The 24060-nt window shown below is 71.5% G+C and carries 20 protein-coding genes and 1 pseudogene; 12 read left to right on the plus strand and 9 right to left on the minus strand.

Features of this window, described 5'->3' with window-relative positions:
* Positions 1-345: 345 nt before the first annotated feature.
* Positions 346-1158: an arylamine N-acetyltransferase family protein gene (locus DTB53_RS17900; protein ID WP_012379288.1), complete on the minus strand. Its 813-nt coding sequence runs from the start codon at positions 1156-1158 to the stop codon at positions 346-348.
* A gap of 180 nt (positions 1159-1338) precedes the next feature.
* Between DTB53_RS17900 and DTB53_RS17905 the strand changes: the two genes are divergently transcribed.
* The 3 genes from DTB53_RS17905 (at position 1339) to DTB53_RS17915 (ending at position 3357) form a co-directional block, all read left to right on the plus strand.
* Entirely contained in the window at positions 1339-1695 is a 357-nt protein-coding gene (locus DTB53_RS17905; protein ID WP_012379287.1) for a hypothetical protein, read from the plus strand.
* Positions 1696-1829: 134 nt separating this feature from the next.
* A complete protein-coding gene (locus DTB53_RS17910) occupies positions 1830-2333 on the plus strand; it encodes a winged helix-turn-helix transcriptional regulator (RefSeq protein ID WP_012379286.1) in 504 nt (167 codons plus the stop codon).
* A gap of 157 nt (positions 2334-2490) precedes the next feature.
* Positions 2491-3357, plus strand: a complete 867-nt coding sequence (locus DTB53_RS17915; RefSeq protein WP_012379285.1) for a S1 family peptidase — start codon at positions 2491-2493, stop codon at positions 3355-3357.
* Between the two features lie 42 nt (positions 3358-3399).
* Here DTB53_RS17915 and DTB53_RS17920 read toward each other — a convergent pair whose 3' ends face one another.
* The gene (locus DTB53_RS17920; protein WP_012379284.1) at positions 3400-4212 is read right to left on the minus strand and encodes a TetR/AcrR family transcriptional regulator C-terminal domain-containing protein; all 813 of its coding nucleotides are present in this window, start codon (positions 4210-4212) and stop codon (positions 3400-3402) included.
* A gap of 126 nt (positions 4213-4338) precedes the next feature.
* On the opposite strand from DTB53_RS17920, the gene DTB53_RS17925 reads away from it, so the two are divergent.
* Complete coding sequence (locus DTB53_RS17925; protein ID WP_012379283.1) at positions 4339-5187, plus strand: siderophore-interacting protein; 849 nt, start codon at positions 4339-4341, stop codon at positions 5185-5187.
* 36 nt (positions 5188-5223) lie between these two features.
* Here DTB53_RS17925 and DTB53_RS17930 read toward each other — a convergent pair whose 3' ends face one another.
* Positions 5224-6852: an N-acyl-D-amino-acid deacylase family protein gene (locus DTB53_RS17930; protein WP_012379282.1), complete on the minus strand. Its 1629-nt coding sequence runs from the start codon at positions 6850-6852 to the stop codon at positions 5224-5226.
* 51 nt (positions 6853-6903) lie between these two features.
* Complete coding sequence (locus DTB53_RS17935; RefSeq protein ID WP_012379281.1) at positions 6904-8241, minus strand: alanine racemase; 1338 nt, start codon at positions 8239-8241, stop codon at positions 6904-6906.
* Between the two features lie 134 nt (positions 8242-8375).
* Here DTB53_RS17935 and DTB53_RS17940 point away from each other — a divergent pair, with 134 nt between their 5' ends.
* The 4 genes from DTB53_RS17940 (at position 8376) to DTB53_RS17955 (ending at position 12363) form a co-directional block, all read left to right on the plus strand.
* On the plus strand, positions 8376-9551 hold the full coding sequence (locus tag DTB53_RS17940; RefSeq protein ID WP_012379280.1) for a sugar kinase: 1176 nt from the start codon (positions 8376-8378) through the stop codon (positions 9549-9551).
* The gene (locus DTB53_RS17945) at positions 9548-10306 is read left to right on the plus strand and encodes an IclR family transcriptional regulator (protein WP_012379279.1); all 759 of its coding nucleotides are present in this window, start codon (positions 9548-9550) and stop codon (positions 10304-10306) included. The genes DTB53_RS17940 and DTB53_RS17945 overlap by 4 nt, the downstream gene beginning before the upstream one ends.
* 6 nt (positions 10307-10312) lie before the next feature.
* The gene (locus DTB53_RS17950; RefSeq protein ID WP_003966665.1) at positions 10313-10723 is read left to right on the plus strand and encodes a RidA family protein; all 411 of its coding nucleotides are present in this window, start codon (positions 10313-10315) and stop codon (positions 10721-10723) included.
* Between the two features lie 164 nt (positions 10724-10887).
* Positions 10888-12363, plus strand: a complete 1476-nt coding sequence (locus DTB53_RS17955; protein WP_003966664.1) for a GntP family permease — start codon at positions 10888-10890, stop codon at positions 12361-12363.
* Positions 12364-12408: 45 nt separating this feature from the next.
* On the opposite strand, the gene DTB53_RS17960 is transcribed toward DTB53_RS17955, so the two are convergent.
* Positions 12409-13494, minus strand: coding sequence for a class I SAM-dependent methyltransferase (locus DTB53_RS17960; protein ID WP_012379278.1), 1086 nt, complete (start codon positions 13492-13494; stop codon positions 12409-12411).
* Positions 13495-13647: 153 nt separating this feature from the next.
* On the opposite strand from DTB53_RS17960, the gene DTB53_RS17965 reads away from it, so the two are divergent.
* On the plus strand, positions 13648-14958 hold the full coding sequence (locus DTB53_RS17965) for an Nramp family divalent metal transporter (protein ID WP_012379277.1): 1311 nt from the start codon (positions 13648-13650) through the stop codon (positions 14956-14958).
* A gap of 51 nt (positions 14959-15009) precedes the next feature.
* On the opposite strand, the gene DTB53_RS17970 is transcribed toward DTB53_RS17965, so the two are convergent.
* Positions 15010-15615, minus strand: coding sequence for a recombinase family protein (locus DTB53_RS17970; RefSeq protein ID WP_012379276.1), 606 nt, complete (start codon positions 15613-15615; stop codon positions 15010-15012).
* 250 nt (positions 15616-15865) lie between these two features.
* Between DTB53_RS17970 and DTB53_RS17975 the strand changes: the two genes are divergently transcribed.
* The 3 genes from DTB53_RS17975 to DTB53_RS17985 are packed head-to-tail and all read left to right on the plus strand — an operon-like array spanning position 15866 to position 18170.
* Positions 15866-16270 carry a GntR family transcriptional regulator gene (locus DTB53_RS17975; protein WP_012379275.1) on the plus strand — a complete coding sequence of 135 codons (405 nt, stop codon included), beginning with the start codon at positions 15866-15868 and terminating at the stop codon, positions 16268-16270.
* Positions 16267-17163, plus strand: a complete 897-nt coding sequence (locus DTB53_RS17980; RefSeq protein WP_012379274.1) for an ABC transporter ATP-binding protein — start codon at positions 16267-16269, stop codon at positions 17161-17163. The genes DTB53_RS17975 and DTB53_RS17980 overlap by 4 nt, the downstream gene beginning before the upstream one ends.
* Entirely contained in the window at positions 17160-18170 is a 1011-nt protein-coding gene (locus tag DTB53_RS17985) for an ABC-2 membrane transporter-related protein (RefSeq protein ID WP_012379273.1), read from the plus strand. The genes DTB53_RS17980 and DTB53_RS17985 overlap by 4 nt, the downstream gene beginning before the upstream one ends.
* Positions 18171-18333: 163 nt before the next feature.
* Here the strand turns inward: DTB53_RS17985 and DTB53_RS37435 are convergent, their stop codons facing one another.
* The 3 genes and pseudogenes from DTB53_RS37435 to DTB53_RS17995 all read right to left on the minus strand — a co-directional run bounded on the left by DTB53_RS37435 (position 18334) and on the right by DTB53_RS17995 (position 23270).
* On the minus strand, positions 18334-19602 hold the full coding sequence (locus DTB53_RS37435; RefSeq protein WP_236586384.1) for a Tn3 family transposase: 1269 nt from the start codon (positions 19600-19602) through the stop codon (positions 18334-18336).
* A gap of 1324 nt (positions 19603-20926) precedes the next feature.
* Positions 20927-21319, minus strand: a pseudogene (locus DTB53_RS37440) (DUF4158 domain-containing protein); the annotation flags it as partial.
* Between the two features lie 226 nt (positions 21320-21545).
* Positions 21546-23270: a chitinase gene (locus DTB53_RS17995; RefSeq protein ID WP_012379270.1), complete on the minus strand. Its 1725-nt coding sequence runs from the start codon at positions 23268-23270 to the stop codon at positions 21546-21548.
* Between the last annotated feature and the right edge of the window lie 790 nt (positions 23271-24060).

Here is a 24060-nt window from a genome sequence, read left to right on the forward strand (position 1 = left end):
CCGCGAGCTTACGGCGGCGTTTCGCGAGGTGCGCGGGGATTGCTCCCGGCGTACTCCCTCCGGGGCCCCTCCGCGCCCCGCCCCGTCTTCCATCGCCATGCCCGCCGCCGCCCCGGACCGTGGGATCGCCCGGTCGGGGTGGCGTCGCGGCTTGGAAAGGGGCGTGGGCGGCCGGAACGGGTGAGATGCGCCACGCGGGTTCCGGCGGCCGGAGGGCGTCACGGAGACCGGCGGACGAGCCTCCTGGGCGTCACGGAGACCGGCGGACGCGCCTTCGGGGTCGTCACTCCGGCAGCCCGACGCCCTCGGGGAGTCACTCCGGCAGCCCGACGCCCTCGGGGGTCGTCACTCCGGCAGCCGGACGCCCTCAGGGAGCCGGATGCCGAAGTCGTCCGTCAGGACGCGCAGCGCCTCGTCCCCGTCCTCCAGCCGCCGCTCCCGGATCGTGCCGTCGTCGGCCGTCTCCACCAGGTCGAGCCCCGACAGCGCCAGGTGGGAGCCGATCCGGGTGCGCTGCGCGTACACCGCCTGCCGGAACGGTGAGCGCGGGTGCGTCGCGATGAACCAGTTGATCACCTCGTAGTCCGGCTTCTCGTACGGGTCCAGCGTGAAGTCGTACTGCGGCTCCCAGGACCCGCCCTGGCCGGCCTGGAGCTCCCACAGGGGCAGCGGACCGTGGTGCGGTGCGTGGACCAGCCGGTGGCGGCGCGGCGCGTCGGACAGTTCGGCGTCCTCCACCAGCTCGATCGGCTCCAGCAGGGCGCCCACCGCCCCGAACCCGACGTCCGCCAGGTACGGGTGCGGCTCGCCCGCCACGTCCACCCGCATGAGCATGTGCGTACGGGGCCGGATGTCGCCCGGCGCGGCGCCCAGCACCACCCGGGCCGTCAGCGGTGTCACGGAGAAGCCGATCTGCCGCAGCACGGCGGAGAACAGGGTGTTGTGCTCGTAGCAGTAGCCGCCGCGCCCGCCGTGCACGAGCTTCGCCTCCAGGTCGTCGAGGGCCAGCGACGGGGCGGAGCCGAGGACCGGCTCCAGGTTCTCGAACGGGATGCCGATCAGGTGGGCGCGGTGCAGGGACCGCAAAACCTCCAGCGTGGGGCGGGGATTTCCGGTCCAGCCGATGCGGGCGAAGTACGCGTCGAGGTCGAGAGTCATACGCCGACCGTACGCAGCCGGGGCGCGGGCGCGCCTCCTACCGCGGACCGAAGTGCGCGACCCGACGGCCTCGGTCCACGGACCGATGCCCCGGGTCCGCGCAGGTGGCGCGGGGTGCGGCTCGCTCAGATCTTGCTCAACTCGGGTGAGAGCGGGGCCGGGCCGGGTAGCGGTGGTCACATGAGCCTGTTCCGGAAGCCCCAGCCCCTCGCCGTACACGTCCTCCGGGACGCCCCCGAACTCGTCGCCGGGCTCCGGCGTGCGCTGGAGAGCGCCACGGACTCCGACCGCCCCGGACTGGAGCGCGCCCTCGCCCTGGCCGAGGACGCCGCCGCGCGCCCGGACGCGGAGCTGCGCGGCCGGTGGGTGCGGCAGCGGCTCACCGCCGCCGGGCACGAGGGCCCGGCGGACTCCGTGGAGGCCATCAAGATCCTGCGTCGGGCCGAGCCCGGACTGACGCTGCTCCAGGCGGTGACGTACGCGAAGGAGGCGAAGGAAACAGAGGCGTCGGAGGGCGGTGAGGGGGCGGCGGCCTGAGGTGGTCGGGGCGGGAGCGGCATGGTTGTCGGAGCTCCCGCTTAGGCTGGTCGAAAGTGCCGGAGGCGGTCGAGAACCCACTGCGCGGTGGGTGGTCGCCTCGCGGCCGGCGACCGGGCAGGGGAGGGCGGACGATGCGGATCGTACGGAGGCCGGGGGCTTTCGTCTGCGGGATCGACGCGGCGATGGACGTGATCGGCGGCAAGTGGAAGGTGCTCATCCTGTGGGCGTTGAACGAGCGGACCTGCCGCTTCGGTGAGCTGCGCCGGGCCGTGACCGGGGTGACCGAGAAGGTGCTCAGCTCCCATCTCAAGGAGCTGGAGGACGACGGCATCGTGCACCGCGAGGTGTACGCCGAAGTGCCTCCGCGCGTGGAGTATTCGCTGACCCCGCTGGGCCTCTCGCTCAACGCGGCGCTGGAACCGCTGGGGCAGTGGGGGCGCGACCACATCAGCCGCGGTGAGGAGGAGACCGGAGCCGATGGGCCCCTCGGCGCGGAGCGGGCCGGTGCCGACGCGCCGGTCGCTGTCCCGGACGATGCCGGAGCCGGAGCCGGAGCCGGAGCCGCAGCGGGAGTTGCGGCCGGAGTCGGAGCGGGAGCCGGTGCCGGTGCCCAGGCGGTGGCGGGGGTGAGGTAGCGGCGGCTGCGGGGCTGGGGCGGCCACCGCCGCGGCCCCGTCCGGAAGCCGCCCCCGGTGAGGGGACCCCTTGTGATGGCCCGCCATCTGCGCAAGCATGCGCATGTCAAAAGCCGGAAGATCTCCGGCCCTTGGCATCACTGGAGGTACCCCCCACATGAACAAGCCTCTCGTCGGTGCGTTTCTCGCTGCCCTGCTCCTGGGGGCCGGCGCCGCGCCCGTCGCCCAAGCCGCCCCCGCGCCGCAGCCGCAGACCCGGGAAGCCGCGCCCCAGGCCGATCCCGCCGCGAAGGCCGTGACCTTCGCCGGGACCGTCGCGCTCAGCAACTGCTCCGGCTCCGTCGTCCGTTCGCCCGACGCCGCCCCCACCGACCCCGCCCTCGTGCTCTCCAACGGGCACTGCCTGGAGTCCGGCTTCCCGGGGCCCGGTGAGGTCGTCGTCGACCAGCCGTCCTCCCGCACGTTCACCCTGCTCAACGCCTCGGGCAGCGGTGTCGGCACCCTGAAGGCGAGCAAGGTCGCGTACGGCACCATGACCGACACCGACCTCTCGCTCTACGAGACCACCTCCACCTACCAGCAGATCGAGGACAGCTACGGCATCCAGGCGCTGGAGCTGGAGACCGCCCACCCGACGGCGGGCACCGCCATCACGGTCGCCTCCGGCTACTGGAAGCGCACCTACAGCTGTGACATCGACGGCTTCGTCCACCAGCTCAAGGAGGGCCGGTGGACCTGGAAGGACTCCGTCCGCTACACCCCGGAGTGCCGGACCATCGGCGGCACGTCCGGCTCGCCGGTGATCGACGACGCCACCGGCAAGGTGGTCGCCGTCAACAACACCGGTAACGAGAGCGGCCAGGAGTGCACGGACAACAACCCGTGCGAGGTCGACGAGAACGGCGAGGTCACCGTCCGCGAAGGCATCAACTACGCCCAGCAGACGTACACCATGGTCCCGTGCATCGGAGCCGGCAGCAAGATCGACCTCGACCGTGAGGGCTGCGCGCTGCCCAAGCCGTAAACCCCTCCGCCCCAGGAGCGCGCAGGCCGGTCCCGACCCCGGTCAGGGCCGGTCCGCGCGCGCCGCCTCGATGCCGTCCAGCAGCACCCCGAGCCCCACCCGGAACGTCTCGCGCGCCTCCCGCTCCGGGTACGGCACCGCCTCGGCGCCCTCCGGAGCGTTTCCCGGGTACGGCTCCACCGGCCCCTCCGCCTCCAGGCCGCTCACCGCCGGGAAGCGCTCCGCGAAGTCCGGGACCAGCTCCAGCAGGGCCGCCGAGCGCGCCGCCCACCACTCCTCGTCGGAGCTCCCGGTCGCCGCCGCGGCGAGCCGGGCGTCGGCCACCGCCTGCGCCGAGCCCCGGACGAACGGGAACAGGGTTCCCACCAGCCGCCGCACCGCCCCGGCCGGCAGTCCCGTCGCCCGCAGCAGGGTCACCAAGGTGTCCAGACCCGCGTATTCGTGCGGCCCCAGCACCGGACGCGCCTGCGAGACCTGGAGCACCCAGGGGTGCCGGACGTAGAACTCCAGGACCTCCCCGGCCCAGGCGGTGAGCGCCCCCCGCCAGTCGTCCGGGTCCGGTTCGCGGCGGGGGAGCTCCGCGTGCACCGCGTCGTACATCAGGTCCAGCAGCTCGCTCTTGCCGGGGACGTAGGTGTAGAGCGCCATCGCCGTGCGCCCGAGCCGGTCGCCGACCGCGCGCATCGACAGGGCCCCCATCCCCTCCTCGTCCGCGAGCGCCACCGCCGCCGCCACGATCGCGTCCACGCTCAGCCGGGGTCTGGGCCCCGGACCGCCGCGCGTCGGCGGCGCGTCCGCGCGCCACAGGAGGGAGAGGGAACGGCGCGGATCGCCCTGCCCGGCGAAGACCACCACTTGCGACTCCTTACGGCGTAAAGTAACGTCCGGCGGGTAATTCATTACGCCGTAAGGTATCAGCGCCGCCGGGACGGCGGTCGTCGTCGGCCGCGGCGGTCACCAGCGGAAAGGGGTCGGGTCGCGATGAGTCAGGCGCTGCCGGTCACGTACGTACGGGTCGTGGACGTCGAGCGGGTCACCCCGGGGACGGCGAGGATCGGCTTCACCGCCGACGAACTGCCCGGGCTCATGGAGGACCGTCCGGACCAGCAGATGAAGCTCTGTCTGCCCCGCGCCGGACAGGCCGTGCCCCGGCTGCCGGAGCGGGACGCCGACGACCCGCACGGCATGCGCTGGTACGAGGCGTACCTCGCGATCCCGGAGGCGGAGCGGCCCTGGATGCGCGGCTTCACCGTCCGCGCCTACGACCGCGAACGCAACGTGATGACCGTGGACTTCGTGCTCCACGGCGAGGACGGGCCCGCCTCCCGCTGGGGTGCGGTGGCCCGGGCCGGCGACGTCCTCGGCATGGTCGGCCCGTCCTCCCTCTACGCCCGCCCGCTGCCCGCCGCCCGGCGGATGCTCCTCGCCGGGGACGAGACCGCGCTCCCGGCCATCGCCACCGTGCTGGCGGCGCTGCCCGCCGGGACCGGGGCCGTGGTGTACGCCGAGGTCGCGGACGCGGCGGAGGAACGGGAGCTGCCGCCCGCGGCCGGGGGAGCCGAGGTCCGCTGGGTGCACCGCGACCGGGGCGGCTCGCTGGTGGACGCCGTGCGGGGCGCCGGAGCGGACCTCGCCGGGGTGGACGCGGCCTGGGTGGCCGGCGAGGCGTCCGCCGTGCGGGCGCTCCGCCGCCATCTGGTCGAGGACCGCGAACTGCCCAAGGCGGCCGTCGAGTTCAGCGGCTACTGGCGGCGCGCGCTCACCCAGGACGACGCCCCCACCGAGGAGGACCTCGCCTGGGCGGCGGAGCGCGCCGCGGACACCGCCTAGGACTTCGGGCGGCGGAAGCCCCGGGGCCTCGTGGGCTCAGGCCGTGGCCGCCGCCCCCGCTCCCCGGACCGCCTTGCCCGCCAGCACCGACGTCCGCTTGCCGTCCTCGATGACGAACCGGCCGTCGATCAGAACGTGCGGGATGCCCACCGGCAGCGTGCGCGGCTCCTCGAACGTGGAGCCCGCCGCCACCGTCTCCGGATCGAACAGCACCAGGTCCGCGCGGTAGCCCTCGCGCACCAGGCCCCGGTCCGCGAGCCGCAGCCGGGCGGCCGGGCGCGAGGTCAGGTGGGCGACGCACTCCTCCAGCGAGAGGATCCCCAACTCCCGGGCGTACCTGCCGAGATACTGCGGGAAGGTGCCGTACGCCCGGGGGTGCGGCTTGTCGCCCTGGAGGATGCCGTCGCTGCCCCCGGTGTGCACCGGGTGCCGCATGATCTGCTGGACGTTCTCCTCGTGGCCCACGTGCTGGAGGATCGTCGTCCCGAGCCGGTCCTCGGTGAGCAGCCGCCGCGCGGTCACCCAGGGCTCCTCGCCCCGCAGCCGCGCCGACTCCTCGACCGTACGGCCGACGTACTCGCCCAGGTGCGGCACGCTCACGCCGGAGATCTCGATGGTGTCCCACTCGATCGGCACCCCGTGGCAGCCGTCCGAGCCCAGCACCTCCAGGTGGTGCCGGATCCTCTCCGCGCTCGCCGGGTCCGCGAGCCGGGTCAGGACCGACTCCGGCCCGCCCTCGCTCGCCCAGCTCGGCAGCATGGCCACCAGGGTGGTGCAGCCCGGGGTGTACGGGTAGGTGTCGAGCGAGATGTCGGCCCCGGCGGCCAGCGCGCCGTCCAGGAGGGCCAGGAGGTCGGGCGCCCTGCCCTTGTTCACGCCGAAGTTCATGGTGGCGTGGGCGAGATGGAGCGCGCACCCGGCGTTCCGGGTGAGCAGCACCATCTCCTCGTACGCCTCCAGGGCGCCGGCGCCGTAACTGCGGTGGTGCGGGCAGTAGTAGCCGCCGTGGCGGGCCACCACCCGGCAGAGTTCGGTGAGTTCGGCGTCGTCCGCGTACATCCCGGGCGTGTAGGTCAGCCCGGACGACAGGCCCACCGCGCCCTCCCGCATGCCCTGGTCCACCAGCTCCTTCATCCGGGCCAGCTCGGCGGTGGTGGCGGGCCGGTCGTCCCAGCCCACCGCGTACATCCGGACCGTGCCCTGCGGGACGAGGTAGGCGGCGTTCACCGCGATGCCCTGGCCGCCGAAGTTCCGGTCGAGGCGGTCCAGGTAGCCGCCGACGGTGCGCCAGTCGAAGTCGATGTCGCTCCCGTCGCCGTTCCAGCCGGTGATGGAGCGCCGGACCTCGGCGAGCGTGCGGTCGTCGGCCGGGGCGTACGACATCCCGTCCTGGCCCAGGACTTCGAGGGTGACGCCCTGCGCCGCCTTCGCGCTGTGGTCGGGGTCGCGCAGCAGCGCCAGATCGCTGTGGGCGTGCATGTCGATGAAGCCGGGGGCCAGCGCGAGACCGTCCGCGTCCACGGTCCGGGCGGCGGTGGGGCGGGGGCCGGGGGAGCCCTCGGGGTGGATCTCGGCTATGCGGCCGCCGTCGAGGGCCACATCGGCGCGGTAGGAGGGCGCGCCGGTGCCGTCGACGACGAGCGCGTCACGCAGGACCAGGTCCATGGGTCGCCTTTCCGATCGGGGTGGTGGTGCTCGCGGCTCTGGGCCGTGTCCCTAGAAGAACGTGCGGAGGTAGTCGGTGACCGTGCCGTCCGCCTCGACCAGCGGGATCAGCTGCCACTTGTCGAAGCTCGTGCAGGGGTGCGAGAGGCCCATGCCGACCCAGTCGCCCACCTCCAGCTCGGCCCCTTCCTCCGTGCGCACCCAGGTGTGCTGGTCGGAGAGGCCGGTGACCGTGACCCCGGTGGCGGGCCGCACCGAGCCGTCCCGGCCGGAGCGGACCACCTGCGCCTCGGGCAGATCCAGGTCGTACGCCGCGTCGCGCTTGCCCGCGTTCAGGAACGCCTGCTCGCCACAGGGGCGGGAGACGACCTGCGCCCAGAGCCGGAAGGCGGGCTCCAGCGCACCTTCCTCGGGGACGCGGTTGAACGGGGTGAGGTGCTTGTAGTGCCCGTCGTCGTGCGAGACGTACGCGCCGGAGCGCAGCAACTTCAGGACCGGGGCGCCCAGTTCGGGAATCTCCGCGAAGACGTCCGCGACCGCGTCGAACCAGGCGCTGCCGCCCGCGCTCACGACGATCTCCTCGACCCCGGCGAACCGCCCGTCGCCGTCGAAGGAGGCCGCCAGCGCGACGAGCCGCCGCAGCCACGCCCGTACCCGCTCGGGGTCGGCGTCCGGCACCTCGCCCTCGTACCCGGCGACGCCCACCAGACGCAGCGAACCGGCCGCCGCCACCGCGTCGGCCACCGCCGCGCAGTCGGCCTCCGTGCGGGCCCCGGTGCGCGCGCCCTCGCCCGCGCCCAGCTCCACGACCACGTCGACCGGGCGGGTGGCGCCCGCCGCGCCGAGGGCCTCCTCCATCAGCTCGACGCCGCGCACGGAGTCCACGTAGCAGACGAAGCGGAACTCCGGGTCGGCCGCCATCTCGCCGGCCAGCCAGCGCAGGGCGACGGCGTCGACCAGCTCGTTGGCGAGGAAGATCCGGCCGATCCCGTACGCCCGGTAGACCCGCGCCTGGTGCGGCACGGCGGCCGTGATGCCCCACGCGCCGCGCTTCAACTGGTCCACGAAAAGCCGCGGGGACATGGACGTCTTGCCGTGCGGGGCGAACGCGAGGCCGTGCCGCTCGGCGTACGTCTCCAGGAGGTCGAGGTTGTGGGCGACCGACTCGGCGGAGAGCGCGAGGACGGGGGTGGTGAACCCGCCGGTGAAGAGGTTGCGCCGCTCGGCGGCCAGCGCCCCGACGGTCAGTCCCGCCGCGTCCGGGGGCAGGGCCTTGAAGCGGTGGTCGACGCGCTCGTCGGCGAGGCCGGACGCCAGGGACGCGGGGGAGGCGCCGGGGGCGGAAGGCGCGGGGACGGCGGTGTGGCCGGTGGGGCGTACGGCTGCCAAGGGGGGCTCCTCGAAGTTCGTTGCAACATATGCAACACCCATTGCGTATATCGCTCAACGCTGTCTAACATCCGAGCCGATGCCCGGTCAATGGTGACCACCGGCCCGCACGCCGAACAGCGAGGAGCCCTCCAGTGTCCGGACCCGCAGCAGGGACGGCCGACGCCGCCACGAGCACCGATGTCGTCTGCCTCGGTGAGTCCATGGTGACGTTCCTGCCCTCGCAGCCCGGCCGCCTCGCCGACGTGCCCTCCTTCGGGCGCGGGATCGGCGGCGCCGAGTCCAACGTGGCCTGCGCCCTCGCCGCCGCCGGACACCGGGCGGCCTGGGTCGGCCGCGTCGGCGCGGACGGCTTCGGCGACCACCTCGTCGAGACCATCGCGTCGTACGGGGTCGACACGTCGGCGGTCCGCCGGGATCCGGCACGGCCCACCGGCATCTACTTCCGCACGGCCACGGACCGGGGAACCGACACCCACGAGGTCGCGTACTACCGGGCGGGGTCCGCCGCCTCCGCGATGTCCCCGTCGAACGTGCCGTACGAGGAACTGTTCGCGGGCCGCGTCCTGCACCTGTCCGGGATCACGGCCGCGCTGTCCGCCGACTGCCTCGCGCTGCTGCGGGACCTCACGGCCGCGCGGCCGGGGCGCCCGCTGGTGTCGTTCGACGTGAACCACCGGCCGCGACTGTGGCGGGACGGCGAAGCGGACGCGTCCGTGCTGCTGGAGCTGGCCCGCCGCGCCGACCTCGTGTTCGTGGGGGAGGACGAGGCGGAGGAGGCCTGGGGGATCGTCGGCGCGGAGGCGATCCGGGCGGCGCTGCCGGAGCCGGCCGTGGTCGTCGTGAAGCGGGGGAGCGCCGGCGCGACGGTGTTCGCCTCGGGGCTCCGCCCCGGACCCCGCTCCTTCGCCGCCGGAGGGGCCGCCGGACCCCGCTCCTCGGCCGCCGGAGGGGCCGGAGACGCCGCCGGAGCCGGATCCGCGGGAGCCGGAGGGGCTGGAGGCGCCGACACCGTCACCCTCGTCCCCGCCCTCCGCGTCGACGTCGTGGCCGCCGTCGGGGCCGGAGACGCGTTCGCCGCCGGGTTCCTCTCCGCCACCCTGCGCGGGCTGCCCGTGCGGGAGCGCGCCCGGCACGGGCACCTCATGGCCGCCGCCGTGCTCACCGTCCCCGGCGACCTCACCGACCCGCCCGCCCGCGACCACGCCGACCGCCTCGCCGCTCTCGACGACGAGGCCTGGGGGAGACTTCGTCTCGGCCCCGGCTGGACCGCAGCCGACCGGGCCCCCGAGGAGGTACGCACACCATGAGCCAGACCGTCGACCGGGCACTCAGCATCCTGCCGCTGCTCGCCCAGGGACCCGCCGACCTCGGCCAGGTCGCCGAGCGCCTCGGCGTCCACAAGTCCACGGCGCTGCGCCTGCTGCGTACGCTCCACGAGCACGGCCTCGTCTACCGCCAGGAGGACCAGCGCTACCGCCTCGGCGCCCGGCTGTTCGCGCTCGCCCAGGAAGCCGTCGAGAACCTCGACGTCCGCGAGATCGCCCACTCCCACCTGGTCGCACTCAACGACCGGTGCGGCCACACCGTCCACCTCGCCGTGTACGAGGAGCAGGAAGTCCTCTACATCGACAAGGTCGAGAGCCGCTACCCGGTCCGGATGTACTCCCGGATCGGCAAGCCCGTCGCGATCACCGTCGCGGCCGTCGCCAAGCTGCTGCTGGCCGACCTCCCCGAGCCCGAGCGGCGCGCCATCGCCGAGAAGCTCGACTACCCCATGTACACGTCCCGTTCGACGCCGGGCGCCGCCGCGTTCCTCAAGGAGCTCGCCGTCGTCCGCGAACAGGGATGGGCCACCGACCTCGGTGGCCACGAGGAGTCCATCAACTGCATCGGCGCCCCCATTCGCGGCGCGGACGGACGGGTCGTCGCGGCCATGTCGGTCTCCGCGCCCAACGTGGTCGTCACCGCCGAGGAACTCCTCACCCTCCTCCCGTTGGTCCGGCGCACCGCCGAGACCATCAGCCGGGAGTACTCCGGCACCACCCGACCCAAGAAAGCCTGATCAGCCATGACCGAGAAGACCGCGCTCACCCCCTCCACCCACACCACCCCGCCCGCGAAGTTCTCGCACGGCGTGAAGAAGGGGAACATCCTCCAGGTCGCCGGCCAGGTCGGCTTCCTCCCCGCCGTGGAGGGCCAGGCCCCCACGCCCGCCGGCCCCACGCTCCGCGAGCAGACCCTCCAGACCTTCGCCAACGTCAAGGCGATCCTGGAGGAGGGCGGCGCGAGCTGGGACGACGTGATGATGATGCGCGTCTACCTCACGGACGTGGACCACTTCGCGGAGATGAACGAGATCTACAACGCGTACTTCGCCGAGCAGAACCTCAAGGAGGCCCCCTCCGCCCGCACGACGGTCTACGTCGGCCTCCCCAAGGGGCTGCTCATCGAGATCGACGCCCTCGCGGTGCTCGGCTGACCCGTTCCGGCCGCCCGGCCGTTCCCTCCCCCCGAACGCCGCGTCCCACGGATCGCCTTGCCCCACCCGCGTAACCCCTTCCGCACGCCGTACGGCACGGCGCCCCGCTCCCCGGGGGCGCCGTGCCGCGCTCCCCCCTGCCCTCCAGCACCACCGGAGTCCCCATGCTGCTCGCCGCCACCCCACCGCCGGCCGAAGCCCCACCGCACACCGGTGGACTGCTCCTCCTGATCGACGGCACCGCGGGTCTGCTGACCGTCGCCGCCCTCGGCATCGCCCTGCTCCTCTTCCTGATCATCAAGGTCAGGCTCCAGCCGTTCGTCGCGCTGCTCGCGGTCTCCATAGCCGTCGGCCTCGGCGCCGGTCTGTCGGTCACCGAACTCTTCGGCACCGTGCAGAAATCCGCCGCGGTCTCGGTCATCGAGTCGGGCATGGGCGGCATCCTCGGCCATGTCGCGATCATCATCGGGCTCGGCACCATGCTCGGCGCGATCCTCGAAGTCTCGGGCGGGGCCGAGGTGTTGAGCGCGCGTCTGCTGAACGCCTTCGGCGAGAAGCGCGCCCCGCTCGCCATGGGGATGACGGGCCTCGTCTTCGGCATCCCGGTCTTCTTCGACGTCGGCATCTTCGTCCTCGCGCCGATCGTGTACGCCGCCGCCAAGCGCTCCGGCAAATCGATCCTGCTCTACGCGATGCCGCTGCTGGCGGGCCTGTCGATGACCCACGCGTTCCTGCCGCCGCACCCGGGGCCGGTGGCCGCCGCCGGACTCTTCAACGTCTCGCTCGGCTGGGTCATCCTGATGGGCGTCGTCGTCGGCGTCCCGTCCGTCATCGCCGCCTGGGGCTACTCCGCCTGGATCGGCAAGCGCGTCTTCGTCGACGTCCCGCAGGACATGGTGGAGGCCGCCGAGGAGGCCAAGGCCGCCGTCGCGGCCGAACAGCGCGCCGCCGGGGTCACCCCGCACGAGAAGCCGGTGCCGCTCGCCACGGTCCTCGCGATCATCGGCACCCCGCTGATCCTCATCCTCGCCGCGACGTTCTCCTCGATCGCCCTGGACCCGTCCACGCTCCGCTCGGTCATCGAGTTCTTCGGCAACCCGTTCGTCGCCCTGACGATCGCCCTGTTCCTCGCCTACTACCTGCTGGGCATCCGGCGCGGCTGGTCCCGCAAGTCCCTGGAGTCCGTCTCCACGTCCTCGCTGAAGCCGGTCGGCAACATCCTGCTGGTGGTCGGCGCGGGCGGCATCTTCGGCGCGGTCCTCAAGGGCAGCGGCATCGCCGACGCGCTCGCCGACACCTTCAACGACGTCGGCCTGCCGGTCATCCTGCTCGCCTGGCTCATCTCGGTCGTGCTGCGCGTCGCCCAGGGCTCCGCCACGGTGGCGATCGTCACGACCGCGGGCATCGTGGTCCCGCTGGTCGAGGGCCAGGACCTGTCCCAGGCCCACCTCGCGCTGATCATCATGGCGATCTCGGCGGGCTCGATCTTCGCCTCCCACGTCAACGACGGCGGCTTCTGGATGGTGTCGAAGTACTTCGGGATCAGCGAGCGCGACACCCTCAAGTCCTGGACCGTCCTGGAGACGGTGCTCTCGGTCGCCGGCTTCGTCGTCGCCGCGCTGCTGAGCCTGGTCGTCTAGGGCAACCGAGGGCGGGGCCACCCCGCCCCGCCCTCGGGAGACCCCTCAACTCCCCTTGCGCGCCACGTAGTACACGTTCAGGATGTCGCCCTCCACCTCGCGCACCGCCACCTCCCCGAAGCCCGCCTCCGCCAGCATCCGCAGCGCGGTCTGCCGGCCCCAGACGGTCCCCAGCCCCGCACCGCCCTCGCCGAGCGAGACCGTCATGCAGTAGAAGACGGAGAAGGTGTAGAGCGCTGGGCCGAGCGGCAGGCCGAGGTTCTCCTCCAGCCTGCTGGAGGCCGCGATGTCGCCCATCAGGAACACCCCGTCGTCCCGCAGCGCACCGGCGACGGCCGCCAGGGTCTCCGCCGGACGGGCCAGGTCGTGGATCACGTCGAAGGCGGTCACCAGGTCGTACCCGCCGGTCACCCCGGCCGCGTCCGCCACCTCGAAGCGCGCGTTCGGCAGGCCCAGCCGCTCCGCCTCGTCCCGGGCCGCCGCGATGCCGCTCCGCGACATGTCCACCCCGGTGAACCGGCCGGCCGGGAACGCCCGCGCCAGCAGGTTGACCGCGTGCCCCTGGCCCGTCCCGACGTCGAGCACGTCCAGCCCGGCGTCCGAGGCCAGCCGTTCCGGCAGGCCCGGCACCAGTGGGATGATCGCGTCCACCAGCGCCGCGTCGTACACGCGGGCCGTCTCCTCGGCCTGGAGCTCCTGGAACCTCGGGTACGAGGAGTAGGGCACCCCGCCCCCGTCCCGGAACGCCGTGACCACCTCGTCCTCGACCAGCCCGATCAGCGCGAGGTCCTGGAGGAAGGAGGCGAGGTTGTCGGGCCCGGCGTCGCGGCACAGGGAGGCGGCGTGCTCGGGCGGCAGCCGGTACGTGCGGTCCGCCGGGTCGTACACGACGATCCCGCCCACGGTGACCCCGCCGAGCCACTCGCGCACATAGCGTTCGTGCAGCCCGGCCGCCCCGGCGATCTCCTCGCTGGTCGACGGCGGCAGCCGCGCCATCACGTCGAAGAGCCGCGTCCGGTGCCCGAGGCTGCACAGATACCCCAGGCAGGAATCGTTCAGCACCCGCACCATCCGGCCGGCGAACTCCTCCTGCCGGGCCGGGTCCCCTGTCCGCCGGATCGTGTGCGACATGGCGCCTCCTTCGGAAGGTCACGGCGCGCGGCGGGCATCGCACCCGCTTCGTCCCCGGTCCGCCGCTCGCCGCCGGCCGATGGGTCCACCAAAGATTTTACCGCCGTGCACACCCCTTGTGCTGCCCCCGCCGACTGCGCTTCCTTGATCGGCATGGCGGAGACAAGCGCAACCACAGGGACAGGGGAGCCGGCCTCCCGGCCCCGTCGGTCGAGTTGGAAGTACATCGGGCCCGGCATCGTCGTCGCGGCGACCGGGGTCGGGGCCGGGGACCTGGTCGCGACGCTCATCGCGGGCAGCAAGTTCGGGTACACCCTGATGTGGGCGGCGGTGATCGGCTGCGTCGTCAAGATCTCGCTCGCCGAGGCGGCCGGCCGCTGGCATCTGGCGACCGGCAGGACGCTTTTCGACGGGTGGCGCAGCCTGGGCCCCTGGACCACGGTCTACTTCGCGATCTACGTGGTCGTCTGGGGCTTCATCTACGGGGCGACGGCGATGTCCTCCAGCGCCCTGCCCATCGTGGCGCTGTTCCCCGACGGTCCCGGGCTGAAGTTCTGGGCGATCGTGACCGGGCTGATCGGGCTGGCCTTCGTCTGGTTCAACCGGTACGCCGTCTTCGAGAAGGTCATGACGGTCCTGATCGGCATCATGTTCGTGGTGGTCGTGTACGTGGCCGCCCGGGTCGTGCCGGACGTCGGGGCCTCGTTCGCCGGGCTGCTGCCCGTGCTCCCGGACGGCTCGCTCCTCTACACCCTCGGGCTGATCGGCGGCGTCGGCGGCACGATCACCATGGCCGCGTACGGGTACTGGGTCAACGCCAAGGGCTGGAGCAACGCCTCCTGGATGAAGGTGATGCGGCTCGACAACCGGGTCGCCTACATCACCACCGGGGTGTTCGTCGTGGCGATGCTCATCGTCGGCGCCGAGCTGCTGCACGCCTCCCAGGTCGCCCTCACCTCCGGCGACCGGGGCCTGGTCGATCTGGGCGAGGTGCTGGAGGACCGCTTCGGCACGGGCACCGCCAAGCTGTTCCTGGTGGGCTTCTTCGCCACGTCGTTCTCGTCGCTGATCGGCGTCTGGCACGGGGTCAGCCTGATGTTCGCCGACTTCGTGGAGCGGTTCCGGGCCCCGGCGGCCGGTGCGGCGAAGACCGAGGAGCACGAGGGGGCGCGATCCGCCGAGCGCAGGCAGCGGTCGCTGCCGTTCCGCGCCTACCTCCTGTGGCTGACCTTCCCGCCGATGACCCTCCTCTGGCTGGACGAGCCCTTCGGCCTGGTCATCGCCTACGGGGTGCTCGGCGCGTTCTTCATGCCGTTCCTCGCCCTGACCCTGCTCTGGCTGCTCAACTCCTCCCGTACGCCCGCGCAATGGCGCAACGGCGTCGTCAGCAACCTGATGCTCGCCCTGTCCGGGCTGCTGTTCGTCGTGCTGTGCGTCCAACAGGTGCGCGAACTGCCCTGGTGACGGCCTCGGAGTCCTAGCCCGGACACCAGGGAACAAGTAACCCATCGGTAGCTATCTCGGCTTCGTGACCGTGCTCTTCTTCGGTTGGCGTGGGACGGTCCTGGTCTTGTCGAGGTGTCCATACACCGTGGAGCGGGGCACGCCGAACATGTCGGCGATCTGCTGGACGGTCTTCTCCCGCTCGTCGTAGAGGCGTTGGGCGAGCGCGGCTTGGTCCTCGGTGAGGCGCGGCCGGCGCCCGCCGACCCGGCCGCGGGCCCGTGCGGAGGCGAGCCCGTCGTTGGTGTTCGCCACGATCAGCTCGCGCTGGAGCTCGGCGAGTACGGACAGCATCCCGAACATCGCCCTCCCCTCCATTGTGGACGTATCGATGCCCTGCTCGATGACGTGCAGCCCGATGCTGCGCCCACGCAGCTCGGCGCCGAGGGTCACCAGGTGGAGCACGGAGCGGGAGAGTCGGTCGAGCCGGGTGACTTTCAACGTGTCGCCCTCGCGCAGCAGCTGCATGACGAGGTCGAGTTTCGGGCGGGATGCCTTCGCGCCGCTCGCCTTGTCGACGTGGATGTGGTCGCGGTCGACGCCGGCCCGCAGCAGTGCGTCGATCTGGTGGTCGGGGTTCTGGTCGGCGGTCGAGACCCGCGCGTAGCCGATGAGCATGTGTCGGAATCTATCGGCCAGACCGTTCACCGACGTTGATTCCCGACGCGAGTTGCCGACAGTGCCCACCTGCGGGTTCGTGATCACGGTCACGAGTGTCGGTAGACGGTCGTTTCTCGACACCCGAACGAGGTCTGAGGAGCGCCAACCTTGCGCGGCTGGGTCCCCTCGGTGCCGGGCGGCTGGTGCCGGAGTGCACGCCTTGCGTAATGGTCGACGTAGAGGACTATAGTGCTAGGCAACTAGATAAATGGAGGAACCGGTGATTGAGTTCCACCTGAACAGCCGGTCCGGCCTGTCCCCGTACCAGCAGCTGGTCCAGCAGGTTCGGCATGCACTGCGCCTGGGTCTACTGAAGGAGGGGGACCGGCTGCCGACCGTCAAGGACGTGGCGAAGCAGATGGCGGTCAACCCGAACACGGTGCTCAAGGCGTACCGGGAGCTGGAGCACGACGGCCTGGTGGCTGCCCGTCCCGGCGTCGGGACGTTCGTGACCCGGACGCTGGCCGACGGCACGCTCGCCGCGCAGGGACCACTGCGCAAGGAGCTGCAGCGCTGGCTGACCAAGGCCCGCCTGGCCGGGCTCGACGACGAGAGCATCGAGGCGCTGTTCGTGAGCACGTTTCGTAACGCCGCCGGAGAGGACGTAGCGTGAGCGCTGTCTTGCGAGCCCAGGGCCTGGGCAAGAGGTACAAGCAGCGCTGGGCGCTGCAGAACTGCGATCTGGACGTCCCGGCCGGCCGGGTGGTGGGCCTGGTCGGCCCCAACGGCGCCGGCAAGTCGACCTTGTTGAACCTGGCCTCCGGCATGCTGACCCCGACGGCCGGCACCATCGAGGTGTGCGGTGGCCGTCCTGCCGAGGGTGTGGAACAGCTGGCCAAGGTCGGCTTCGTCGCCCAGGACACCCCGATCTACGCCGCGCTGAGCGTCGCCGACCACCTCGATTTCGGCAAGCGTCTCAACCTGAACTGGGACGACGCCGTGGCGCGCGACCGGATTCGTCGCCTCGGTCTGGACCCGAAGCAGCGGGCCGGCAAGCTGTCCGGCGGCCAGCGCGCGCAGCTCGCTCTCACCCTGGGCATCGCCAAGCGCCCGGAGCTGCTGATCCTGGACGAGCCGGTCGCGGCTCTGGACCCGCTTGCCCGACGGGAGTTCATGCAGGACCTGATGGAGGCTGTTGCCGAGCACGAGCTGAGCGTCGTGCTCTCCTCCCACCTGGTCTCCGACGTGGAGCGAACCTGCGACTACGTCATCGTCCTGGTCGACTCCCGGGTACAGGTGGCCGGCGAGATCGACGACCTGGTCGCCTGCCACCACCGGCTCACCGGACCGCGCCGGGACCCGGGCACGCTCCCGGCCGGTCAGCACGTCATCACCGCCAGCCACACCGATCGGCAGACCACTCTCCTGGTGCGTACCGACACCGCGGTCCACGATCCGTCCTGGACCGTCGGCCCGCTCGGTCTGGAAGACATCGTCCTGGCCTACATGACCCGGCCCGCCGATGCGGTACGTGACACCCGACCCGCACTGGAGGTACTTCGATGATCTGGCTGACCTGGCGCCAGTTCCGTACTCAGGCCGCCGTGATGTTCGCCGCCGTGGCTGCGCTCGCCGCCACCCTCGCGGTTACCGGCCCGCAGCTGGCCGAGCTCTACCGGACGGCCGGCAGCGGCCTGGTGGACCAGGTCTCCAGTTCGGACCAGACCCTCTACTACACGGGACTGTTGGTCGTGCTCGCCGTGCCGGCGGTCATCGGGATGTTCTGGGGCGCGCCGCTGATCTCCCGCGAACTGGAGACCGGTACCCACTACCTCGCGTGGAACCAGGGCGTCACCCGCACGCGCTGGCTGGCGACCAAGCTGGGCCTCGGCGCGGCGGCCTCCATGACCGCCGCCGGACTGACCAGCCTCGCGGTGAGCTGGTGGAGCAGCCCCATCGACCGGGCTGTCAACGGCGGCGGCGCGACGGACACGTACTTCCCGCGACTCGACCCCGTGGCCTTCGCCGCACGGGGTGTCGTCCCCATGGCCCACGCTGCCTTCGCCTTCGTCCTGGGCGTCGCCCTCGGCCTGGTCATCCGCCGCACCCTGCCCGCGATGGCCACTACGTTCGCCCTCTACACCGCCGTCCAGATCGCCGTACCGATGTGGATCCGGTCTCACCTGACGGCCGCGGACCAGACCATCCTGCCGATCGAGCCCGACGGCGCCCCTATCAGCATCCAGGACGGAGCCAGGCAGATCGTCGCGCACCCCGAAGAAGTGCCCGGGGCCTGGGTCACCTCCCAGCAGACGCTGAACGCCGCCGGTCAGCCGACCCCGGTGCCGTCGTCCTTCGCCGACTGCCTGCGCACGGAGTCGGGCCCGCCCACCCTGCAGCAGGTCGACCGCTGCGTCGCCGACCTCGGCGCCCTGGGCTACAAGCAGCAGGTGACGTACCAGCCCGCCGGCAACTTCTGGGCCCTTCAATGGGCCGAGACCGGGCTCTATCTCGGCCTCGCCCTGGCCCTGACCGGGTTCTGCGCCTGGTGGATCCGCCGCCGAGTGACCTGACAGGCGCAAGCCCTATTACAGGAGCAGCCGGGAGGGGCAGCCGGGACCCGGCCGCCCCTCCCGGACTCGGCAGGGTCCTCTCACCATTCAAGATCAAGCTCGCCGGTATCGGCTGTCCCTGTGGCCCAAGGCCGGTGCAGGCACCGGCCCGTCGGCACGGGGCTCAACTCGGCTCCGCCGGGGCCTGGTCGGAGGCGTCCGCCGGGGTGCGGGGACGGGGCACTGAGAGAAGCGGCGCGAGGTCGAGTCGCTTGTCCATCTCCAGGCGGAAGGTGCCGTACGGGTTGATGTTGGACCAGAACAGCGCGGTGAGCCCGCGCCGGTCCTCGTCCGAGAGTTTCTTCGCCCAGGCCGGTTCGGCGAGGACCTGCTGAAGCAGCAGCGTGTTGACGTGCACGAGCGCGGACTGGAGCAGGTGCAGGGCGAGCATGGAGGTCTCGGCGTGTTCCTTGTCCGGGCCGGTGAGCGCGCCGTCCTTGCCGTAGTGGAGCACGGTGTTCGCCGAGTTCCAGTTCTCCACGACCTGGAGCCCGCCGTGGATCTCCCGGCGCAGGCCGGGAGCGGCGAGGTAGTCGCAGGCGAAGACCGTACGGACCGCGCGGCCGAGTTCTTCGAGCGCGGCGTACGTGGGGTGCTTGGGCCCGCCGCGGGTGAAGCGCCGCAGCACCTGCTCCGCCTCCGCCGTCCCCAGCCGGAGCGCAGTGGCGTACTTGACCATCTGGTCGTACTGCTGCTCGATCAGGTCCCACCTGATGGCCCGGGTCAGGGAGGCGCCGAGCGCCGGCCAGCCGGGCGGGTCGTCGTCCGGGCGGTACAGGCGGATACTGCCGATGTTCTTCAGCCGGGGCAGCAGGCGGAAGTTGAGCAGCTCGGTGAAGGCGAACCCGACCACACTCGCGCCATGGGTGTCCACGTAGTTCGACTCGATCTCGGCGTCCGTGCAGTGCCGCAGCAGTCCCTCGATCATCGCCGCGACCTCGGACGACGAACAGGACTTCAGCTGCGAGTAGATGCAGACGTTCTTCCGCTCCACGTGCCAGTAGATCATCACGCCGTTGCCGCCGTAGCGTGCGTGGTACTCGGTCATGAAGTTGCTGGACCAGGACCCGAACTTCTTCGAGTCCGAGGCACACGCGTTGCCCTGCCCCCACCAAGCGGTGTCGCGGGCGGCGAAGGTCGCGTTGACCAGCCGGGTGACGGCAGCGCGGAGGTTGTCGACGGTGATGAAGTGCCGCCGGATATGGCGCAGAGCGGCTTCACTCTCGCCATGCTCGCCGGTCGCGACGATCGAGCGGATGCCCATGTTGGTGCCCAGTGCGAACAGCGCGAGCAGCAGACGGCGCTGGAGGGTGGCCCGGTCGATGCGCTCGTACGCGGCGACGGAGGTGAACTCGTCGGTGAAGCCGGAAAGGAAGTCGGCGTTCTTCAGCACGTCCAGGAGGTCGAGGACTCCCCATCGGCGTACGACCTCGTCCTTGAGTGCCTGGAGGCCGGTCGGCTCGTCCAGCTTCTCCAGCTTCGGCACGGTGATCCACGGGTCGCCGTGCCGCGTGGTCACCTTCACCCCGCCCGCCGAGCCGTCCGCGAGCGCCGCCGACAACCTGTCCAGGCCGTCGGTCATCCGCTGCTTCAGGCTCGTGATGAACGCCTGCGGGTCCTGGGGCTGGCGGATCGCCGCGTAGTGCACGGTGCGGGCGGCCTCGAAGTCGCCCGGCAGGTCGTCCTCCGGGTTTCGCCAGCGCAAGGCTCCCTCGACGTAGATCTCCCCGGCGCCGGATCGCGTCCCGCAGCGCGACCAGGACGCACAGCTCGTACGGGATGCGTTCGACCTTGCCCTTGTCGTCCACGACGGCCTCGCGCCAGTCCTTGCGTACGACGCCGTCCATCGGCACCGTGTCGCCGGCGTCGTAGAAGCGGGTCTTGCCGTCGACTTCCGCGTACTTCTCCAGCAGCGCCATCGCGTCCATCACCGGCCGGTAGGCGGTGTTGTTGCACTTGAAGCCCAGCGTCCTCAGCAGCGGCGGCAGCATCTGCCGGTAGTACGAGCTGTAGGAGGACCGCAGGGTGGTGCGGACCTTGGCCTTGAAGACCTTCTCGTTCGCCTTCGCCTCCGCGACCAGGTCGCGCAGCGTCTTCTCCCCGACCACCGGGTACAGGGCCTCGCGTACCACGTCGTCGGGCTTGCCGATCGCCGCGTCAGCGAGCTTGAAGAGGATCCCTTCCTTGCCCCGGACCTTCTTCAACTCCGCGGTGAGCTGCCTCTCCACCCGCCGCTCGGCACGCGCATTGATCTTGTGGACCAGTGCAACCAGCAGCTCCACCAGAGCATCGGTGATCTCCGCCTGACGAGAAGAGCACAGGGCCGCGAGCAGTGTGATCCGGGCGTCCTCGGCGGTGTCCCGGAAGTCCGAGGGGTACATCTTGATCGCCCTCGACCGCCACCCTGCCAGCAGTTTCTCCGAGCAGTCCGCGAACAGTCCCTCCGGAAGCCCGAGTCTGCGTACGTCGTTCAGCTTGGTGATCTCCGTCAGCAGCGAGTCCAGGCCGACCGCGCCGGGATCACGCTTGAGCAAGGCCAGCAGGCCGGCCCCGTCCTCGTTGTCCTCCGCGACCAGCGCAAGCAGCCGGGCCACCCCGACATCGCCCAGGCGCTCGATGGTCCGGGCACAGAACACCTTCTCCCACCGGTTGCGGGCGGCGACCAGCACCTTCTCGATCCGGGTCCGGCCCGGCGGCTCGATCTTCCTCGCCCGGCACTCGACCAGCAAGGCCTCCCGCTGCCGGTCCTCCACCAGCTCTACCGGGCACACCTCCACCGCCAGCCACGCGGTCAGACGCTCCTCGTCGTCCAGCGTCGCAGGCCGGAAGTGCAGAGCTTCCCGGATCTGCTTACGGTGCCGCTTCGCCCCCGCCAGGTCGTACTTCGCAAGCTCGGTCGCAGGGACCTTCACCAGGCCGGCAACGTACTCGACGGCGGGCTGCGGGAACTCCTCGATGAACTCCGGGAATCGGCCCTCCATCTCGAAGAACTTGAGCATCAGGCAAAAGCCGAGCCGGGTCGGACCAGTCTTGTTCGCCACCAGGTCCCAGTCGCCGTCCACCAGCGTCCAACACGCCACCACGTCTTCCGGCGACCACTCCTGCCGCACACCCGCCCCATTTCATCGCCCCACCCTGGGATTCGCTCGTTCAGCCCAACGAGGCGCATGACGACGAGAAACGGGTGGCCTGACCCACTGATATCTACCGGTGGGTTACTTGCTCCCTGGTGTCCGAGCTAGGACTACGGGGCCGTGACCGGGCGGTCGCCGGCAGAACGCCGCAGCGCCGCCGGGGGAGCGGCGGCGCTGCGGGTTTCCGGGTGGTGCGGTGTCGCTACGGCAGGCTGCGGACGTGCGGTCCGACCGCCTTCGACCAGGCGAACCCGGCCGTCGCGTCCCAGTTCGTCGACCAGGTCATCGCGCCGCGCAGCGACGGGTAGGTCTTGGACGGCTTGAACGAGCCGCAGCTGGTGCCCTTGGCGAGGCAGTCCAGCGCCGCGTTCACGATGGACGGGGAGACGTAGCCGCTGCCCGCACCGCGGGTGGAGGCGGGGACGCCGATGCCGACCTGGGACGGGTCGAGGCCGCCCTCCAGCTGGATGCAGGCGAGCGCGGTGAGGAAGTCCACCGAGCCCTGCGAGTAGACCTTGCCGTCGCAGCCGAGCATCGAACCGCTGTTGTAGTACTGCATGTTGACGACCGTCAGGATGTCCTTGACGTTGAGGGCCGTCTTGAAGTACTCGCCCGACGTCGACTGCATGTCGATGGTCTGCGGGGCCATCGTGAGGACCAGCCCGGGGCCGGCCTTCGCGGACAGCTGGCGCAGGGCCTTCGTCATGTAGGTGGCGTTGAGGCCGTTCTCCAGGTCGATGTCGACCCCGTTGAAGCCGTAGTCCTGCATCAGCGCGTACACGGAGTTGGCGAACGCGGTGGCGGAGGCGTCGTTGTCGACGCGGACCGTGCCCAGCTCGCCGCCGATCGAGATGATGACGTTCTTGCCCGCCGCCTGCTTGGCCCTGATGTCCGAGCGGAACTGGGCGTCGGTGTAGCCGTTGAGGCCGGCGGTGTCCAGGTTGAAGGTGACCGCGCCCTGGGTGGCCGTGGCGTCCGCGAAGGAGACCGCGATGATGTCGTAGTCGGCCGGGACGTCGCTCAGCTTCTGGACGGTGGCGCCGTTGTTGAAGTTCTGCCAGTAGCCGGTCACCGCGTGCTTGGGCACGCTGGTCACCGGGCCGGTGCCGTTCTTGGCCGTACGGGCGCTGATGGCGGCCGACTTGACCGACTCGCCGGCCGCGTTGGTGGCGGACACCGAGAACTGGTAGGCGGTGTCCGCGGTGAGACCCGAGACGGTCGCCGAGGTTCCGGTGGAGGTGGTGGCCTGCACGCCGTCCCGGTACACCTTGTAGCCCGTGGCGCCGGAGACGGCGTTCCAGGACAGGGATACGGAGGACGTGGTCGTGGCGCCCGCCGTGAGGCCCGCGGGGGCCCCGGGGATGACCGGTCCGGGCTCCTCGCCGCCACCGCCGTCGGGGCCGGTCACCTCGAAGTCGTCGGCCAGGTAGGCGGCCTGCCCGTACCAGCCGTGGGTGTAGACGGTCACCGAGGTGGTGTTCGCGCCGGTCTTGAAGCTGGTGGACAGCTTGGTCCAGGTGGTGGAGCCCGGCGTCCAGGTGGAGACGTCGGTGGTTCCGGTGCCGCTCACGCCGAGGTAGGCGTAGCCGCCCTGCACCCAGGCGCTGAGCGCGTACGTCGAGTTGGGCTTCACCTTGACGGCCTGCGAACACTTGGCGTTGTCCTGGCCGGCCGGGGTGGCCTTCAGCGCCGACGTGCCGCCGTGCACGGGGGAGGAGACGACGGTGCCGCTGTTCCCGGCGCAGGTCCAGTTGGCGAGGCCCGACTCGAAGCCCGCGTTCTTGGCGTTGTTGACGTCGGCGGCCTGGGCGGTGCTGACGAGTCCGGTGACGGTCAGGGCCGCGGCCGCGACGACGGCCATGGTGCCGCCGAGGACGGGACGGGAGCGACGGCGCCTTCTGCGACTGCTGCCTGCGGAGCGTTCCACTGGTTCCTCCGTGGGGAGTTGGTGGCCTGGCGGGGGTCGTGCGGGAGGGCCGGACGGACGACGGGGCGGCCGGGTCCGCACGGGTGGGCCGGGCGAGGCGGGGGTCCGTGACGATGAAGCACGGTGAAGCGGGGATCGGGGTGAAGCGGGTTCACGGTGAAGCGGGGATGCCGTGCGGCGGTGGTGCGGGGGTGCTGAACCGGGGACGTTGAACACGGGGTGTCCGGCCGGGGGCGGTGGCCACCGCTTGGCGCATAAACTGGTCCAGACCAATCAAGTTGTCAAGACCTCTGGCGGTAAAACGCCTCCAGCGAACGCGCGTACGAGGTCGCGCCGCGGGCTCGGCCGCCGGGCGCCGGGGCGTCCGCGAGGAGTCCGCGGCGGGTGCCGGGCCGGGGTTTTTTCCGCCCGGAACCGCCCCCCGACCGCACATCGCCCCCCGCACGGGTGATCTTGCGGGGGATCTTCCGACGGTCACACAAACGCCCTTACGAAAAGGAGGTCGACGTCCGGGAATCCGGTCTGACGTGCGCGAATGGATGCGTGATCGACGGCCGGACGCGGGCTTCGGTAACGCTCCGCAGTGGCACCCGAGTTGGAGAGAATCGATTTCGTCCCGTTTAGCACCCGGTCCCCGTAGGAACGGTGTTCGCATGATGCCGTACTGGTCTCCGATAACTGTTCTCTGCCTGATGAGACGTGGCTAAAGTGCTGGGTCAGGAGCACGGAGCAGGAGCGATTGCGGCCGACGTCCCCACGTCGACCGGAGCCGAAACGGGGAAGAGCGTGC

This window comes from Streptomyces griseus (genome assembly GCF_900460065.1).
Lineage (GTDB): Bacteria > Actinomycetota > Actinomycetes > Streptomycetales > Streptomycetaceae > Streptomyces > Streptomyces griseus.

What these genes read in the sequence shown, in the direction of transcription:
- DTB53_RS17900 (WP_012379288.1), bottom strand. Translation starts at nt 1,158, where the DNA reads ATGACTCTCGACCTCGACGCGTACTTCGCCCGCATCGGCTGGACCGGA.
- DTB53_RS17905 (WP_012379287.1), top strand. Translation starts at nt 1,339, where the DNA reads ATGAGCCTGTTCCGGAAGCCCCAGCCCCTCGCCGTACACGTCCTCCGG.
- DTB53_RS17910 (WP_012379286.1), top strand. Translation starts at nt 1,830, where the DNA reads ATGCGGATCGTACGGAGGCCGGGGGCTTTCGTCTGCGGGATCGACGCG.
- DTB53_RS17915 (WP_012379285.1), top strand. Translation starts at nt 2,491, where the DNA reads ATGAACAAGCCTCTCGTCGGTGCGTTTCTCGCTGCCCTGCTCCTGGGG.
- DTB53_RS17925 (WP_012379283.1), top strand. Translation starts at nt 4,339, where the DNA reads ATGAGTCAGGCGCTGCCGGTCACGTACGTACGGGTCGTGGACGTCGAG.
- DTB53_RS17930 (WP_012379282.1), bottom strand. Translation starts at nt 6,852, where the DNA reads ATGGACCTGGTCCTGCGTGACGCGCTCGTCGTCGACGGCACCGGCGCG.
- DTB53_RS17945 (WP_012379279.1), top strand. Translation starts at nt 9,548, where the DNA reads ATGAGCCAGACCGTCGACCGGGCACTCAGCATCCTGCCGCTGCTCGCC.
- DTB53_RS17950 (WP_003966665.1), top strand. Translation starts at nt 10,313, where the DNA reads ATGACCGAGAAGACCGCGCTCACCCCCTCCACCCACACCACCCCGCCC.
- DTB53_RS17955 (WP_003966664.1), top strand. Translation starts at nt 10,888, where the DNA reads ATGCTGCTCGCCGCCACCCCACCGCCGGCCGAAGCCCCACCGCACACC.
- DTB53_RS17960 (WP_012379278.1), bottom strand. Translation starts at nt 13,494, where the DNA reads ATGTCGCACACGATCCGGCGGACAGGGGACCCGGCCCGGCAGGAGGAG.
- DTB53_RS17965 (WP_012379277.1), top strand. Translation starts at nt 13,648, where the DNA reads ATGGCGGAGACAAGCGCAACCACAGGGACAGGGGAGCCGGCCTCCCGG.
- DTB53_RS17970 (WP_012379276.1), bottom strand. Translation starts at nt 15,615, where the DNA reads ATGCTCATCGGCTACGCGCGGGTCTCGACCGCCGACCAGAACCCCGAC.
- DTB53_RS17975 (WP_012379275.1), top strand. Translation starts at nt 15,866, where the DNA reads ATGGAGGAACCGGTGATTGAGTTCCACCTGAACAGCCGGTCCGGCCTG.
- DTB53_RS17985 (WP_012379273.1), top strand. Translation starts at nt 17,160, where the DNA reads ATGATCTGGCTGACCTGGCGCCAGTTCCGTACTCAGGCCGCCGTGATG.